Origin of the sequence: Marinobacter sp. G11 (assembly GCF_021282325.1) — a bacterium.
Classification (GTDB): Bacteria; Pseudomonadota; Gammaproteobacteria; order Pseudomonadales; family Oleiphilaceae; genus Marinobacter; species Marinobacter vinifirmus.
Window position 1 is genome coordinate 81,913 of sequence record NZ_JAJSPB010000007.1, and the last position, 16,086, is coordinate 97,998.

Here is a 16,086-nt window from a genome sequence, read left to right on the forward strand (position 1 = left end):
AGAATTGATTCAGGCAAACCGGCGCGCTGTGAAAATCTCCGTTTATGGTATCATACCGCCCCTGTTCTGTGAGCCGGGTTGACGATCCCCGGCCGCGGTCATTTCACGTGACGAAAGGTTCGGAAGCTAGCCCATGTCAAATACGTCTCTCGAAAAGAGCAAAATCCGGATCCTGCTGCTGGAAGGCGTGCATCAATCTGCCATTGATACCCTGAACGCTGCGGGTTACACCAACATCGAGTACCTGACCCATTCACTGGGCGAGGAAGACCTGATCGAGAAGATTGCCGATGCGCACTTCGTCGGTATCCGGTCTCGCACCCAGCTGACCGAGAAAGTATTTGAAGCTGCCAAGAAGCTGGTGGCTGTGGGCTGTTTCTGCATTGGCACCAACCAGGTAGACCTGCAGGCTGCAACCCGCCGTGGTGTTGCCGTTTTCAACGCACCTTTCTCCAACACCCGTTCCGTAGCCGAGCTGGTTCTGGCCCAGGCCATCCTGCTGCTGCGTGGCGTGCCCGAGAAGAGCGCCAAGGCGCATCGGGGTGAGTGGATCAAGTCCGCCAAGAACAGCTACGAAATCCGTGGCAAGAAGCTGGGCATCATCGGATACGGCAACATCGGCACCCAGTTCAGTGTCCTGGCCGAGAGCCTGGGCATGGACGTGTATTTCTACGACGTGGTTTCCAAGCTGCCGATCGGTAACGCCACGCAAGTGGGCACGCTGCAGGAGTTGCTGAACATTTCCGATGTGGTTTCCCTGCACGTACCGGAAACTCCGGCGACCAAATACATGTTCAAGGCCGAGCAGTTTGCACAGATGAAGCCGGGTAGCATCCTGATGAACGCTTCCCGCGGTACCGTGGTGGATATCGACGCCCTGGCCGATGCGCTGAGTTCCGGCAAACTGCTGGGTGCAGCAATCGACGTATTCCCGGTTGAGCCGAAGTCCAACGATGAAGAGTTTGTGTCTCCGCTGCGCGAATTCGACAACTGCATCCTGACTCCGCACGTAGGTGGCTCCACCATCGAAGCCCAGGAAAACATCGGCCGTGAAGTGGCTGAGAAGCTGGCCATGTACAGCGACAACGGCACCTCTGTGTCTTCCGTGAACTTCCCGGAAGTCGCCCTGCCTTCGCACCCGAACCAGCACCGCCTGCTGCACATTCACGAGAACGTGCCGGGCGTGATGTCCGAGATCAACCAGGTGTTCTCCGAGAACAGCATCAACGTGTGCGGCCAGTACCTGCAGACCAAGGAAGATATCGGCTACGTAGTCGTGGATGTCGACAAGGCCTACGGCGAACTGGCCCTGGAAAAACTGCGTCAGGTGAAAGGCACAATTCGCTGCCGCGTTCTGTTCTGACCCGGTTTTCACCAGCCGTAAAAAAACCCCGCAGGCTTTCGCCTCCGGGGTTTTCTTTTGCGCTGGGAGCGGAGAATTACTGCTCCATCGGCACCAGCGTCAGCTCAACGCGACGGTTCTGCTCACGGCCGGCTGAGGTATCGTTAGAAGCAACCGGGTAGCGCTCGCCATAACCAGTCGCACGGGTACGGCGCGGCTCGATGCCCTGGTTCAGCAGGAAGTCCCGCACTGAAGAGGCACGGCGCTCACTCAGCAGCTGGTTGTAGCTGTCGGAACCGGTGCTGTCGGTGTGGCCTTCAATCTGGATGATGGTCTTGTCGAACTCTTTCAGTACCAGGGCTACAGACTCCAGGGTGCCGGTAAAGCCGGAACGGATGCTGGACTGGTCTGTGTCAAAGGTGATGTTGCCCGGCATAACCAGCTCGATCTGGTCGCCATTACGGACGACGCGAACACCGGTGCCTTCCAGCTTCTGACGCAGCTGCGCTTCCTGGCGGTCCATGTAGTAACCGATACCACCACCGACAGCCGCACCACTGGCAGCGCCGATCAGGGCACCCTTGCCGCGATCACTGCTGCTGGATGTAGCCGCACCCACGGCAGCACCGCCCAGGGCACCGATAATGCTGCCCTTGGTGGCGTTAGAGGTTTTCTCTTCGCCGGTGTACGGGTCGTACGTCATACAGCCACTCATACCAACGGTGGCAACTGCGAAAGCAAGGATTGTCTTCTTCATGGTTTTCTCCTGCGTCGGTTTTTCTTGCGGCCCTGCCAGATCCGGCGCCGGCCATTTCATTCCGAGAATGTTTCAATAATGGTGTTAAACACCGTAGCCTGCAAATCCTGGGCTTCGTTTACCAGATGATGACGACCATCCGGGATTCTTCGTTCCCTCACAGAGGAAAATTTATTACGGATAATGCGCAGGTTGTGCTGCCAGTCTACGGTGGTGTCTTTCTCGCCCTGCACCACGGTAACCGGAAAATCCACCGGCCTGGCCGACTCGATGTGCGGCACCCATTTTTTCAGGGCCGTTACCCAATCAACGTGCACCGCACGGGCCTGGAGCGGGTCATGCTCACGCAAAAACTGCAGAAACCGCGTATTCCCGCTGTTTTCGTTAAAGGCTCGCTTCCATCGGGTCAGAAACGGTTTGACCACGCTGTGCAGCACCCTGGCACCTAACCAGCCCATGGGCCGAACGAGGGGCGCCAGCAGGACCACTCTCCGGAATGCGGAGGTGTCCTGGTCGTGGTGGTTGGACAGCAGGTAGTCAATCAGGATCGCCCCACCGGTACTCTGGCCCACAGCAAACCAGGGCCCGCGCACCATGTCTTTCACCTCAGCCATGACCTCAGACAACACCGCCTGGTATTCCAGGAAACTGCCAATGGCTGCCGGTGTACCGCTGGACAGCCCGTGCCCGGGCTGGTCGTAGGTCAGCACATCAAAGCCGGCGCCCAGGCAACGGTCAATCAGCTGGGTATACAGCCCCACGTGGTCAAAGTAACCATGCAGGATGAACACCGTGCCCTTGCTCCCTGCCGCCTCCGGCAGCCGGAAGTAATGCACCATGACTTCGTGCCGGTCTGCCTTTACGTAGCCCTGATGGTAAGCCACCTCCGGGTGCTCCACCCAGAGATCCAGGCCGTAAAAACGGCAATAGGCTTCCATCTCAACACTGAGGTCCCGGCGCTCGGCCGGGTCGAAAGGCTCCAGACGCTCCAGCAGGGAATGTCTGTCCCAATTCGGTATTTCTATGGTATCTGTTTTCCAGTACACGTAGAGTTAAACGCCTGTCATGAATCAATAATTGACCGTCATCCTAACCCATTCACGAGGGAGAACACAGATGTTCCAGCCGCTTCTTGAGGCAGGGTTACGCCAGACCATGCACCGCCTGGTGCGCCCCATGCTCTCGAATGCTGTACCGCTGTCACTGCAACGCCGGCTGGTTCGCCAGGCCTATCGCAGCTCGGTTCCTCCCCGTGATGTCCGCTTCCGCAAAGACGACCTTGGTAATGTGCCGGTACTGAGGGCTACGCCGGCGCAACCGGCAATCGGCACCATCCTGTACCTGCACGGAGGTGGCTATATCATCGGCTCGGCCGCCACCCACAAAGGCATTGCCGGGCAGCTGGCGAAGCTGAGCGGTTGTGAAGTGATCGTTCCGGATTACCGGCTGGCACCGGAACACCCCTACCCGGCCGCACCGGATGACGCAGAGTCGGTTTACCGGGCACTGCTGAGCCAGGGCATTCCGGCAAGCTCGGTGGCGCTGGCGGGCGATTCGGCCGGAGGCGGGCTGTCGCTAGCCCTCGCCATGCGCCTGCGGGACCAGAACAAGCCGTTGCCGTCTTCCATCACCTGTTTTTCCCCGTGGACCGACCTGACCCAGCAACAGCTTTACCAGCCGGAATGCGAACCGGTCTTGCACGCCAGCTGGACCAAAAATGCGGCCCGCCTGTATGGCGGCCAGACACCCTTAACCAATCCGATGATTTCACCTGTGTTCGGTGATCTGACAGGCCTGCCACCGTTGCTCATTCAGGCAGGCAGCCAGGAAATACTACTGAATGATGCCACCCGGCTGGCGGCAGTGGCCAAGCGCGACGGCGTGGACACTACGCTGGAGATCTACAACAGCCTGTGGCATGTGTTCCAGGTACACAGCGGCCAGCTGAACCGGGCCACCGAAGCCGTGGCCGTTGCCGCCGACCATATCAGGCGTCATCTGGCAGGCTGATTTCCCCCTTCAGGAGCGCTTCTTTTCGAACCCGGGGCCAGCGTTTTACCTGCCATTCCAGTTTCGAGGCCCGGCTGCGATCTCCGGCCGGGGCCTGGAACTCCAGGGTCAACGGGCCTTTACCACGCAGGCTGCGGGCCCCCTTGGGCGCACCGGCCTGGTGCTCTGCGAAGCGCCGCTCAACGTCGGTGGTAATTCCGGTGTACAGCGCACCGGAGGCGGTACGCACCAGGTACAGAAACCAGCCCTCAGCCATGTTCCAGCGCCTGCTCCCGTTGTTTCACTTTTTTCTGCTGCAGCCAGAGCCCGGCAATAATCAGCACCAGCCCCACGTAGGTGGATGGCAGAATCACCTCGCCCAGAATGAAGTAGATAAATACCAGTGACAAAAACGGGGAGATGAAGATCAGATTGCTCACTTTCGAGGTATTTTCCGCCTTTTTCATGGCTTGGGACCAGAGCACAAAGGCAATTCCCATCTCGAACACCCCCACGTACAGGGCCGCTGCCAGCGAGCCACCCAAAGGAAATTCCAGCCCGACGGTATACCAGCACACCAGGGCGATCACCGGCAGGCCAAACAGGAAATTCAGGAACAGGCCAACTACAGGATCACGGGTGTCCCGGGTGGCAATAATCCAGTAAGACGCCCAGACCACCGTACTGCCCAGTGCCAGGGAGACCCCCAGAGGGTCTGAAAAACTCAGAGAGGTAACCGCCCCGCGAGTGGCAATCACCACTACCCCGGCATAGCACACCAGCCCGGCCAGGATATCGATACGGCGCAGCTTCTGGCCCAGGAACGGCACAGACAGATACGCCAGCACCAGCGCCCAGGTGTAGTTCAGGGGCTGGGCCTCCTGGGCCGGCAACCGGTCAAAGGCGCCGAACAACAGGAAATAATACAAGCAGGGATTGATCAGCCCCATGCCGATAGACTGAAGGTACTGGCGGCGGGAAAGCTGGAACACCTCCTGCCAGCGCCCCATGATCACCAACGCTCCGCCCATCACCACAATGGAGGCGGCACAGGCCACCAGCAGCATCTGCACCGGCGCCAGGTCCGCCAGGGCCAACTTGAAGGCCGTAGCCACGGTAGACCAAAGCAATACAGTACCCAGACCAAACAACATGGCCTGCTTCTGGTTTTTCATGAATTCTGCTCCGGATTGGTTTCGAGCCAGCGATAGAGTGTCCGCCGGTTAATACCGAGGATCTGTGCAGCACGGCGCTTGTTGCCATCAACCGCCGCCATCACCTTGCGCACATAGTCCTGCTGCAGGGCTTCCAGTGTAGGCCATTCCGGGATGTTATCGGCCACAGGGTCGGCCGGGGGCGCCTGAAGCGAACTTTGCCGCTTGCGAATCCGCTCTGGCAGATGCTCCGGTTGGATGGTGTCGCCATCACAGAAGGTCACCGCCCGTTCAATGGCACTGGACAACTCCCGGACATTTCCCGGGAACGGATAGTCCCGGAGCACCCGCAGAGTGACATCGCTGAACTTGATGAACCCCCGGTTATGCCGCCGGCAGGCTTCTTTCAGGAAGTGCATGGCCAGCATTTCCACATCTTCATCCCGGTCCCGCAGTGGCGGCACCTGCAGCGCGAGGGTTTCCAGGCGGTAGTACAAATCTTCCCGGAACAGCCCGTCTTCAACGGCCTTCATCAGGTTTACATGGGTAGCCGCCAGAATGCGTACATCCACGGTTTCTTCGTGATCCGCCCCGACCGGCTTGATGGCGCCTTCCTGCAGCACCCGCAGCAGCTTGGCTTGCAGTGACAGCGGCATCTCACCGATCTCGTCCAGCAGCAAGGTACCACCACTGGCTTCGGCGAACAGGCCTTTGCGGGCCTGGCGGGCGCCGGTAAAGGCGCCCGCTTCGTGGCCGAAAAACTCGCTTTCCATCAGGTCTGGCGGAATGCCGGCGCAGTTCACCGCCAGGAACGCCCTGTCCGCCCGGCCACTCTGATTGTGAATGGCACGGGCTACCAGTTCTTTACCGGTGCCGCTCTCACCGTTAATAAGCACCGCCGCCTGGCTGCGGGCCACCTGGCGAATTTCACCCCGCAGGCGTTCCATGGCCGGGCTGTCACCCACCAGCCCCATATTCTTTTCACCCTGCTGGCGGGACTGGATTTCTGCCAGTTGCCGGTTCACATCGGCCTGTGCCAGCAATCGTTTGATTTTCAGCCGCAAATGGTCGGTCGACAACGGCTTGGTGAGAAAGTCATCCGCTCCCGCCTTCAAGGCCTCAACCGCCTGGTCTACGGTGCCAAAGGCGGTGATCACAATAAAGGGGATGCCGGGGTGCTCGGCCTGCTGAAAGGCCAGCACCTGCATACCGTCGCCATCGGGCAGCCGCAGATCCGACACGATCAGGGCCGGCCGCTGTTGCTGCAACAGCCCCCGGGCCTCTTGCACAGTGGCGGCACGGTCGACGGCATAGCCATCCATTTCCAGCTCCTCGGCCAGGAGCTGACCCAGGCTGGGATCATCTTCCACCAGCATAATGGTGGCAGCTGTTGCAGACATCATTCGGACTCCTTGGGGAAATACAGGCTCATGCGGCAGCCACCCAGATCACAGCTGCCTACATCCACCCGGCCTCCATGTTCTTTCAGCACACTGCTGACCACTGCCAGCCCGAGCCCCGTGCCTTCACCGGCAGCCCGGGTGCTGTAGAAAGGTTCGAAAACCTGTGCCCGTTGCGGCTCCGGAATGCCGGGGCCATCGTCTTCCACCCGCACTTCCCAGCAGTCGCCGGCATCGTGGGCAGACACCCGTAACCGTGACTGTGCAGACTGACAGGCGTTGCGAATCACATTCAGGCAAGCCAGCCCCACCCGCAAAGGCTCCGCCCGTACCGGCATAGCCGCATCAAGGCCTTCGGTTTCCAGGGTTCTGGCTGCGCAGCGGTTATCGTCCGCCACCCTCTGCATTACATCCGCCAGCACCGAAGACAAATCCAGTGGCCTGCGGGAATCGGGCACATGCCGGAAACAATCCAGCAATTGCTGGATAATGGCGGTCATACGGCTGACCTGGTGCTCAATATCGGTCAGGTGGCGTTGCTGGTCCTCCGGCAAGCCCGAGCGGGCAAGGATTCGGGCCCGGCCCTGAATCACATTCAATGGCGCCCCCAGTTCGTGGGCCACCCCGCCGGCAACCCGGCCGATCATGGCAACTTTTTCCTGATACTCCAGCTGCTCCGCCAGCGCCCGCTCCCGGGCAATACGACCCTCGATTTCCGATTCGGCGCCCGCCATCCGGCGGCCCAGCTCGAGAATACCTTTGTGTATCTGCCGGATTTCCCGGGGGCCGGACGGAGGCACCGCCAATACCCATTGGCCGGGCGCAAGGCCTGCCATGTTTTCCAGTAAACGGTTCACATGCCGGCCAACGGTCCGGTAATGGCCGAGTACAACCACAAGGATGATGATGGCCGACAAGGCCGACCAGATACTCACTGCCCACCATCGGGATGAGGCGACCAGGTCATGGAAATCGCTGCGCTGGCGGGTAACCTGGAGCAGCCCCTGTATACGGCCGTCCTCGCCCACCAGCGGGGTGAATTGGGAAAACACCGATTCGCCGTCGACCCGGCGGAAGGCTCCCCCCAGCTCACCGCTGGTGATCACCTTCTCCGCACTGGCGCTGTTGGTGACATCCGAATCCGCTACCCCCAGGCTGGCTACCCGGTTACCGGCATCATCAAACACCGAGGCCCCGGAAATGCGGCCGATCTGGAAAATGGATTTCAGGGACTCCCCCAAGACCAGCTCGTCACCCTGGGACAGGGCATTGGCAACCGGCCCGGTGACGGCGCGGGCAACCAGTTCAAGGTCTTCCCTGAGCCGGTCATTCAGGGCCCGCTCCACCGCCCCCAATCCGATGTAGATGGCGATGCCACTGAATAACAGCAGGGGCACAACGATACTCAGTACCAGAGTCAGCTGCAGGGAGCGGAATAAATCCCGGAAGCGCCGGCCAAGGGAAACCATAAACCTGTCCTTCGCAAGAAGTGTCACACCATTTTTGACACATGTGGCATTTTGCCACAACCCAAGTTACTCACTTGTAATGGCAGAAAAAACAATAAGCAACTGATTTAAAAGAACATTATTAGATTTGAAAAAGTTGGCACGGCGACTGCAAAACACTGACCGTCATTCACTGAAATCGGGGAATACCAAATTCTTCCCCCGACCCGTTAAAGCGAAAGGAGCCTGACCTATGAACAAGCTACTCGTATCTGTAACCGCATCCCTGGCACTTCTGGCCGCAGCACCCGCGATGGCACAGCAGAACCAGCAAGAGCCGGCAGCCCAGCAGACCCAGAGTTCCGGCTATTCTGACCCGGCCGCGGCGGGCACCCAGGACACCAACTTCAGCGATGCCCAACTGAAAGACTTCATCGAAGCCCAGGAAGGTGTCATGGAAGTGCGCGAAGAGTATATCCAGAAGATCGAAGCGGCGGATTCCCAGCAGAAAGCCCAGGAACTGCAGAGGGAAGCCAACGACAAAATGGTTTCCGTGATTGAAGACGTAGGTATCGACATCCCCACCTACAACTCCATCGCAACCGCCTACAGCAGCGAGCCGAAAGTTCGCAACCGTGTTGACGCCCTGATGTAAGCAAACCCGCATCCGGTTCGTCAGTTGCCCCGCCTTTGCGGGGCTTTTTCGTTTCAGTGCAGCATCAAAGGCCGAGAGATCATTCTGACCCCCTCAGCCGCACAGATCTCCGCCGCACGGGCCGTCAGGTCAGAAATAAACCGGGTCTGGTCCCGCGGCTCCAGCGGATAAGCCTTCAGGCGGTACTTCATACCGGTGTCGCCGGCGGACACAGCCACTACCACCGGCTGATGGGTCTTGGTTAGCGGACAGGCATAGATGGTGTCGCGAAAAAGCGATTGCATGCGCGCCACATCGTGGTTCGGGTCCAGATAAACCTCAGCCACACACATCAGGTTATCGGTTCCGTCATTGCTATTGGCCAAGAGGGTGTTCCACAACAGGCCGTGAGGAATCACGATGACCGTGTCATCCAGGGTGACAATCTCTGCTGCCCGGGTGCCGATGGAGCGCACCTCGCCATACTGGCCGTTCACTTCAATCCAGTCGCCGGGCCGGTAAGGCATTTCGTACAGGGTGACGATGCCGGCAATCAGGCTGTTGGCGTAGTCTTTGAAGGCAAAGCCCAGGGCCAGGCCCAGGGCACCGAAGATGGCCACCATGTTTTCAAATGAAGGCTCAACCAGAACCGGCACCACCATGGTGATGGTGAGGATGATAATCAGCAGCCGCAGCAGCGGCACAGACGCCAGCAGATACAGCCGGGGCTTGCCGGACAGCTTGCCGGCCACTGCCGGCACCAGCTTCTGCACCATCAGAATCAGCAGCGACGCTACCACCACCAGGATAGCCGCTTCCAGCAAGGCTTCAGAGGTTATGGATGACAGTGCACCCTTGATATCAAGATCGCCCATCATAGCCTCCTAGAAACCGTCGACCGGGTAACCCCGGGACTGCAGATATTTTCGCACGGCGGGATAGCCCAGCGGAGTAACCCTGAACGCGCCTGCGGTGTCGCCCTTCGTGACCAGGTCGGCACGCTGGAACCGCGCCAGCGACAAGCTGATCTCCTGCCCCGGCAAGCCGGTCACCAGTTGTAACTGTTCGGAGGTCAGCCCGTTGTGCAGCAACAAGGCATGCAGTATATGCCCCGGTTGCCGGCCGTTGCTCTGGGGCACCGCCGGCAGGCTCAACTGCTCCAGCGGCGCTACCCAGCAGCTCGGGCCGTTGGCAGGAATATCTTTCTTCTCTTCTTTATCGCCGTTCTCGGTGTCTTCCTCGGCCCTGGCCCTGAGGGTTCTTTGCCAGACAGCATGGGCAACCCCGCGGTTGCCCCGGGCCATGGTGGCCAGGTCCCGGGCGAAGTCGCTGTACTTGCGCTCGCAATCCTCCTCCGGAGCCGGCAACACATACAGGCCATCGTTGGTCATGCGAGCGGTGAGTGGCCCACCCGCCTTACCCGACGCAAGGAAAGCCAGCCACCGGGTAAGCCGGTCATCCGTCAGGGGCGCGACCGTCAGCGGCGCCACATGCAATTCTGGCAGGTACTGCACCCAGAACTGCCAGCACCAGCTGGAACATCCCACCATGCCCTTGCCGGCACCCTCCATTGCCACCCGGGCAAAGAACTCTTTCAGCAAGCCCATGCCAGACCGATGCCTGAGCCAGAAATCCGCAAGCTCCGGTACCACCCAGTCATCGCCCGCCAGCTGCTCATCCCACCAGCCGGAGATGTCTTTCTCCGCCATCAGCAGGTTATCCGGGGGCGAGATCACCCGCAGTCCGCTGGCGCGCAAAGCCCCCTGAATACCGGAAAACGGCGGCGCAACCAGAAAACTCACCTGCCGGTTGTGGGTGCCCCCTTGCCGCAGTGATGCCAGGCATTCATTGATCGCCCCGGCCAGCTCTCCGGCCTCCGGCTGCGGTGCGTACCGGCCAAGCTTTGCATGGGACAGTGCCGGCAGGTCGTCCAGGCTCTCGAAGGCCTGGTCCTCCGGCGTCATCTCGGCGCGCAATTGCTGAAGGATATCCCGCAAGCCACTGCGTAAGGTCTTTTGCACAGAGGTTTCCGGGGTTTTCCATTGGTCCAGCGCAATCAACCCGCCGGGCAGGCAGGGGTTTTCCTGAGCGGTCTCGGACGTCAAAGATGCTACTCCAGCCAGATTATTCGGGAACCAGCCAGGTGATCGAAGACGACCACCCCAACCCGTTTTCGCCCTGCAGTTCGTCCATCATGGCCGCAAAGCGTTGCTCAAAGCCCCAGGGCGGATTCACCACCAGCATACCTGAGCCAACCATGCCCCGCTCCGGCGGCGTATCCAGCATCACTTCGCTGCGCAGAACCTTACGCACTTCACCGCCTTTCAGGGCAGAAACCAGCTGCTCCTGCAAGCCACTGGTCAGTATCGGATACCAGACAAGATAGACCCCATGGCGGCACTTTTTCCATGCCTTGGTGAGGGTTTCGGCCACTGAGGTGTAATCACTTTTGATTTCGTAGGAGGGATCAATCAGCGTCAGCAGCCGGGGCTGGGGCGGCGGCAGTTTCTGCAGCAAACCTTTCAGGCCGTCCTGCTGCACCACACGAACTCCCGCATCCCGGGCCCAGCCAGCCAGTTGCTGGCCCTCGGTAGGGTGCAGTTCAAAGGCGGTGACCGTATCGGCATCACGGGCAAAGCCCGCCAGCCAGGCCGGCGAGCCGGGATACGTTTCCAGCTCACTGTTGCCAGGATTTTCGCTGGCCAGAACCTCCAGCATGGGCTGCCAGTCCGGCGATGACAGGCTGTTCCGTAACCGCCACAGGCGCTGTACACCGGTGTCCGCCTCGGCGGTTTTTCGGGCGCGCTCACCGGTCAGGTCGTAAACCGCACTGCCGGCATGGGTATCAAAACAGGCAATGGGCGTTTTCTTGGCCTGCATCATGGCCAGCGCCAGGGTTAATGCGGCATGTTTCTGTACATCCGCAAAGTTGCCAGCGTGGAAGGCGTGAAGGTAACTCAGCATATCGGGCTCCTGCTTTCAGGTGCCCATTAAGCACCAGCGGCAAGCCACAGGCAACTCCGGCAGACGGTTAAGCCACGCCGAATGTCCTGCTATGCTTGCGGGCCTGACCACGGGAGGAAAAACATTGTCCAGCCAGAACAAAGCAACGGTTGACCAGCTTTACAGCCTGATCGCCAACGAAGAAGACGCACGGGTCTGCAAAGACATTCCGGAGGATGCCTGCAGGGAAGTGCCCCGTAACTTCTTCCTGATTCTTTTCAGTAACGTACTGACCAAGCTCGGCGACTTGCTGATCAGCCCGAAAACCGTGCTGGCCTGGCTGATGAGCGCCGTTGGCGCGCCGGCCCTGGTGGCCTGGCTGGTACCCATCCGGGAGTCCGGCTCTATGGTGCCGCAGATGGTGATTGGCGCCTGGGTTCGCCGCAAAGCCGTGCGCAAGTGGTTCTGGACCCTGGGCAGCTTTGGCCAGGCGGTCAGCGTAATGGCCATGGCGGCCAGTGTGTGGTTTCTGGAAGGCTACGCGGCCGGCGGTGGCATTGTTGCGGCGCTGGTTGTGTTCTCCCTGGCCCGGGGCTTCTGCTCGGTTTCCATGAAAGACGTTCAGGGCAAATGCATTCCGAAAACCCGCCGGGGCCGGCTGTCCGGCCTGGCCAGCACTATTGGCGGTACCGCCACCGTTATCCTGACCGGGCTGCTGTTCTGGGACCGGGGCGACCCCACCATTGGCTTCTACGCCATGCTGCTGATGCTGGCCGCAGCACTGTGGATTATCGCCGGCTTTCTGTTTGCCGGAGTTGAAGAGTATCCGGGCGAAACTTCCGGTGGCGCCAATGCCCTGCCGGAGGCATTCCGCAGCTTGTCCCTGCTGCGGGACGACGCTCCGTTCCGTAACTTTGTCATCACCCGGGCCCTGCTGTTGTGCTCCGCCCTGGCCTCTCCCTACTTCGTGGTGCTGGCCCAGAAAGAATCCGACATCGGCTGGATGCTGGGCGTCTTCCTGCTGGCCAGCAGCCTGGCCAGCTCACTCAGTGCCAGCTTCTGGGGCTGGGCGGCCGATGTATCCAGCCGACGAGTGATGATCCGCGGCGCGGCCATGGCCAGCGGTATTTGCCTGGTGGTGGGTGTGCTCGCCCTGATCTTCGGCCCCGGCTTCGGCGGCGCCTGGTTCTACCCGATTGCCTTCTTCGTGTTGAGCATTGCCCACGCCGGCGTGCGCCTTGGCCGGAAAACCTACCTGGTGGACATGGCCGGTGGCAACAAACGCACCGACTATACCTCGGTAAGCAATACCGTAATCGGGCTGCTGTTACTCGTTACGGGTGCCTTCACCGCAGCTATCTCGATGATTTCCGATGTGGCGGTGATTATTGTGCTCGGGCTGATGGGGCTGGCGGGGATGTTCAGTGCCTTACGGCTGGAGGAAGTGACGGAGGAGTGACTGTTTTTCTTCGGTGAAATGGAAAGGGCCGGCGGGTGCCGGCCCTTTGAGTTGATAGTCACTCACTGACTTAAGGCTGGGCCACCTCCTCTTTAGAGGCACAGACGCCATAGGTATTGTATTCATCCAGGGCCGTAAGCAGTTCAAACTCGCCGCTCACGATTTCAACCGCATCAAACCGTTTCGATGTCTGAAATACCAGGAAACCGACTTCGTTCCCGCCCAGTAAACCGGAAAGCCCCAGCAAATCGAGATCAGCGCCTACTTCACCATTGGTCTGTTCCTGAATCTCACCGTCTAGCAAAGTCCGAACCTGCAGGCCTCCGTTCGACAACAAGTCTAGCTGAAGCACTTGTGCCGCTTCAGCCAGCGAAACACCAATAACGTTTTGTCCCGGGTAGGCAAATCCTGACGTTGCAGCGACTCGCAGACTGACGTTAGAAAGTCCCAACAGGTTAGTATTTGAAATGGTAGCGAAGTTGTTCAGATCATCATCAACTACGTTGTTCTCCCCAACCACGTCGCAAAGCAGACCACCGGTCAACAAAAGACAATCTGAAACATCCTTGGATGCCTGAGCCTGGATATCCTCATCACTGGCCAGCATGGGCGAGAACTGCTCACCAACACCACACGAAAACTCAACGTCATTCACCAGGTCACAGACATCACCGATGCCGTCGCCGTCCGTATCAGCCTGGTCCGGATTGGCAACCAGCGGGCAGTTATCCTCGGGCAGGCCGATCAGGTTGGTATCGTTAATTCCGTCACCATCGGTGTCTTCATCACAGGCATCGCCAATGCCATCGCCGTCCAGATCCGACTGGGAGGGATTGACGACATCCGCGCAGTTGTCCCAGGGCGTGCTGCCATCAGCCCTCAGGTTCGGAATGCCATCGCCGTCGGTATCGACCGCCTCGCTGCACATGGCCTCATCATTGCCTTCCACATACGGGCAGGCATCCTCGTCATTGAGAAAGCCGTCGCCATCGATATCGTCATCACAGGCATCACCTACGCCATCACCGTCCAGGTCCGCCTGATCCGGATTTGGCACCAGCGGGCAGTTGTCACCCTCGTCCGATGCCGCTATTACTGCAAAGCTGCCATCGTCATTCCGGACCTTGTCTTTAACGCCATCACCATCAGCATCTGTGTCACAGGCGTCGCCATACAGGTCACGATCAGCATTTTCCTGGTCCGGGTTGGGAATGGTCGGGCAGTTATCTTCACCATTCGGCACACCATCGCCATCGATATCCGTTGACGACGCAATGCGGGCATCGCACGCATCGTCGATACCATCGGCATCGGCATCAACCCCGGAATTTCGGGTATTCGGGCAGGAATCCTCGTTATCAGGGATGCCATCCCCATCAGCATCCACCGCTCCACCGGTGCCGCCATCGCCCTGCTCCCCGGTTTGCTGCCCCGAGCCATCCTCAAACGACACACGGCTACCACTGTCGGACTTACACCCGGCTACGGCCAGAAACGCCGTAACCATCAAAATCAAAGGCCAGTTCAGATTGTTCAGTCTCATTTCCAAATTCCTTCTTGCTATCACTTAGAAACCACGTTGAATTCGACTCGGCGATTGCGCTCGCGGCCTTCCTCGGTATCGTTACTGCGGATCGGGCGGGCTTCGCCATAGCCTTCGGCACTCAGCTGTTCCGGAGCCACACCCAGGTCAAGCAGGTAGTTGCGCACGGCGTCTGCCCGCTGCTGTGAGAGTTGCTGGTTGTAGCTTTCAGCCCCCACGCTGTCGGTATGGCCGGCCAGCTCTACCTTAAGGTCTGGCTGTCCTTTCAGGGCCTCGGCGGCGGGAATGAGGATGTCGCGTGCGTTGGCGGTCAGCCGGTTGGAGTTGAACTCGAAAGTCACCCCCTGCAATACCACAGACTGGGCCTTGTCGGTTTCAACGCAGCCAACGGCGTTCACTTCCAGGCCTTCCAGGGTGTTGGGGCACTGGTCTACCCCATCCACAACGCCGTCTTTGTCGGAATCCGCGAGCTGTTGCTCTACCACCACCGGCTTTTCAACAACGGTCGTTTTTTCCACGATACGGGTGCGAGTAGCGCCGATTGGAATGGTCAGGCCGACACTCAGGTGAATGTCAGATAATCCGTCGTCGTAGGAATCCCACAGGTAACGGACGTCGCCCCGCACACGCAGGCCAGACTCGGTAAAAGGGGAGGTGATGAGGCCGAGGGCGGCATTGGCATAGCCGGCAAATTCGCTGGCCGGGTTGTCAGCTACATCGTTACGGGACAGGCCACCACCAACGGATACATACGGCGTGAAGGATTCGCTGTCGAAAAACCGGTAGCTCAGGTCCGCTCCCAGGGTTTGCTGGTAGTAATCCGTTGCGCCGGTAACACCCGTCTCGATAATTCCGGAGAACAATTGAGGCTCAAGCCACCAGTGCTTACCGAAACGGTGACTGTAAATGCCCCGCAAACCGCTGCCGTACTCATCAGTCCTGTCACTGTCGGGCTCAATGTAAGCCCCCAGCACTGACACTTCACTTTCGTGCTTGACCGCATTCGCTTGCACTGCCGTCGCTGCCATCGCGGCGCACAGCCCTGCAACCGATACCGCCAGAAGTTGCTTTCTTGCCATGTGAACACTCCTTTTCCTTTAGCCCTGCCAGTTACACAAAAGAAACAAACTGCCTCTGTTTCTTGGCAGTTTGGGCCAGCTACTGGCGTATTAACTTGGCATTTTATTCACATATTGTTGTCATTTTTGCCAACCATATACTGAACTAACAGTGATCCACTTTATCGTATGGACTTATTTATGTTGAAAGCCAATGGTTTAGCTGAAATTCAGGCCTGAGGTCGCCGTGCTTACAGGCCGATGGACCGGAGGGAGATTTTGCAATTTTTTACATTTTGGCCGAGCAAGGAGCCCAAAGAGAGGTGCAAAAGACTGCCTTGCGCCCCGAAGGGCGTCTG

The 16,086-nt window shown here is 59.2% G+C and carries 15 protein-coding genes; 4 read left to right on the top strand and 11 right to left on the bottom strand.

Annotated elements, in window-relative coordinates; genetic code table 11:
* The first annotated feature begins 133 nt into the window (after window positions 1–133).
* The gene (gene serA, locus LWH94_RS06590; RefSeq protein WP_232901624.1) at window positions 134–1,363 is read left to right on the top strand and encodes a phosphoglycerate dehydrogenase; all 1,230 of its coding nucleotides are present in this window, start codon (window positions 134–136) and stop codon (window positions 1,361–1,363) included.
* Between the two features lie 76 nt (window positions 1,364–1,439).
* Here serA and LWH94_RS06595 read toward each other — a convergent pair whose 3' ends face one another.
* Window positions 1,440–2,099: an OmpA family protein gene (locus LWH94_RS06595; RefSeq protein WP_036219953.1), complete on the bottom strand. Its 660-nt coding sequence runs from the start codon at window positions 2,097–2,099 to the stop codon at window positions 1,440–1,442.
* Window positions 2,100–2,155: 56 nt separating this feature from the next.
* Window positions 2,156–3,145: an alpha/beta hydrolase gene (locus LWH94_RS06600; RefSeq protein WP_199458003.1), complete on the bottom strand. Its 990-nt coding sequence runs from the start codon at window positions 3,143–3,145 to the stop codon at window positions 2,156–2,158.
* 70 nt (window positions 3,146–3,215) lie between these two features.
* Between LWH94_RS06600 and LWH94_RS06605 the strand changes: the two genes are divergently transcribed.
* Complete coding sequence (locus LWH94_RS06605; RefSeq protein WP_232901625.1) at window positions 3,216–4,109, top strand: alpha/beta hydrolase; 894 nt, start codon at window positions 3,216–3,218, stop codon at window positions 4,107–4,109.
* On the opposite strand, the gene LWH94_RS06610 is transcribed toward LWH94_RS06605, so the two are convergent.
* Genes LWH94_RS06610 through LWH94_RS06625 form a run of 4 tightly spaced genes read right to left on the bottom strand, consistent with a single transcriptional unit; the run spans window position 4,087 to window position 8,111 of the window.
* Complete coding sequence (locus LWH94_RS06610; protein WP_232901626.1) at window positions 4,087–4,365, bottom strand: GIY-YIG nuclease family protein; 279 nt, start codon at window positions 4,363–4,365, stop codon at window positions 4,087–4,089. The genes LWH94_RS06605 and LWH94_RS06610 overlap by 23 nt on opposite strands.
* Window positions 4,358–5,263 (bottom strand): DMT family transporter, encoded by a 906-nt coding sequence (locus LWH94_RS06615; RefSeq protein WP_058341382.1) that lies wholly within the window; start codon window positions 5,261–5,263, stop codon window positions 4,358–4,360. Before LWH94_RS06615 ends, LWH94_RS06610 begins: the two co-directional genes overlap by 8 nt.
* Window positions 5,260–6,645, bottom strand: a complete 1,386-nt coding sequence (locus tag LWH94_RS06620) for a sigma-54-dependent transcriptional regulator (protein ID WP_442914969.1) — start codon at window positions 6,643–6,645, stop codon at window positions 5,260–5,262. Before LWH94_RS06620 ends, LWH94_RS06615 begins: the two co-directional genes overlap by 4 nt.
* Window positions 6,642–8,111, bottom strand: coding sequence for an ATP-binding protein (locus LWH94_RS06625; RefSeq protein ID WP_232901627.1), 1,470 nt, complete (start codon window positions 8,109–8,111; stop codon window positions 6,642–6,644). Before LWH94_RS06625 ends, LWH94_RS06620 begins: the two co-directional genes overlap by 4 nt.
* A 232-nt stretch (window positions 8,112–8,343) precedes the next feature.
* Here LWH94_RS06625 and LWH94_RS06630 point away from each other — a divergent pair, with 232 nt between their 5' ends.
* Window positions 8,344–8,745, top strand: coding sequence for a DUF4168 domain-containing protein (locus tag LWH94_RS06630; protein ID WP_232901628.1), 402 nt, complete (start codon window positions 8,344–8,346; stop codon window positions 8,743–8,745).
* 53 nt (window positions 8,746–8,798) lie between these two features.
* On the opposite strand, the gene LWH94_RS06635 is transcribed toward LWH94_RS06630, so the two are convergent.
* Genes LWH94_RS06635 through LWH94_RS06645 form a run of 3 tightly spaced genes read right to left on the bottom strand, consistent with a single transcriptional unit; the run spans window position 8,799 to window position 11,688 of the window.
* A complete protein-coding gene (locus LWH94_RS06635) occupies window positions 8,799–9,602 on the bottom strand; it encodes a mechanosensitive ion channel family protein (RefSeq protein WP_232901629.1) in 804 nt (267 codons plus the stop codon).
* 6 nt (window positions 9,603–9,608) lie between these two features.
* Window positions 9,609–10,829 (bottom strand): MarR family transcriptional regulator, encoded by a 1,221-nt coding sequence (locus tag LWH94_RS06640; protein WP_232901630.1) that lies wholly within the window; start codon window positions 10,827–10,829, stop codon window positions 9,609–9,611.
* 19 nt (window positions 10,830–10,848) lie between these two features.
* Window positions 10,849–11,688 carry a 23S rRNA (adenine(2030)-N(6))-methyltransferase RlmJ gene (locus LWH94_RS06645; RefSeq protein ID WP_199457996.1) on the bottom strand — a complete coding sequence of 280 codons (840 nt, stop codon included), beginning with the start codon at window positions 11,686–11,688 and terminating at the stop codon, window positions 10,849–10,851.
* Between the two features lie 124 nt (window positions 11,689–11,812).
* Between LWH94_RS06645 and LWH94_RS06650 the strand changes: the two genes are divergently transcribed.
* Window positions 11,813–13,126 (top strand): MFS transporter, encoded by a 1,314-nt coding sequence (locus LWH94_RS06650; protein ID WP_227508296.1) that lies wholly within the window; start codon window positions 11,813–11,815, stop codon window positions 13,124–13,126.
* A gap of 70 nt (window positions 13,127–13,196) precedes the next feature.
* Here LWH94_RS06650 and LWH94_RS06655 read toward each other — a convergent pair whose 3' ends face one another.
* Entirely contained in the window at window positions 13,197–14,669 is a 1,473-nt protein-coding gene (locus LWH94_RS06655; RefSeq protein ID WP_199457995.1) for a thrombospondin type 3 repeat-containing protein, read from the bottom strand.
* A 20-nt stretch (window positions 14,670–14,689) separates the two neighbouring features.
* Complete coding sequence (locus LWH94_RS06660; RefSeq protein WP_199457994.1) at window positions 14,690–15,748, bottom strand: OmpA family protein; 1,059 nt, start codon at window positions 15,746–15,748, stop codon at window positions 14,690–14,692.
* Between the last annotated feature and the right edge of the window lie 338 nt (window positions 15,749–16,086).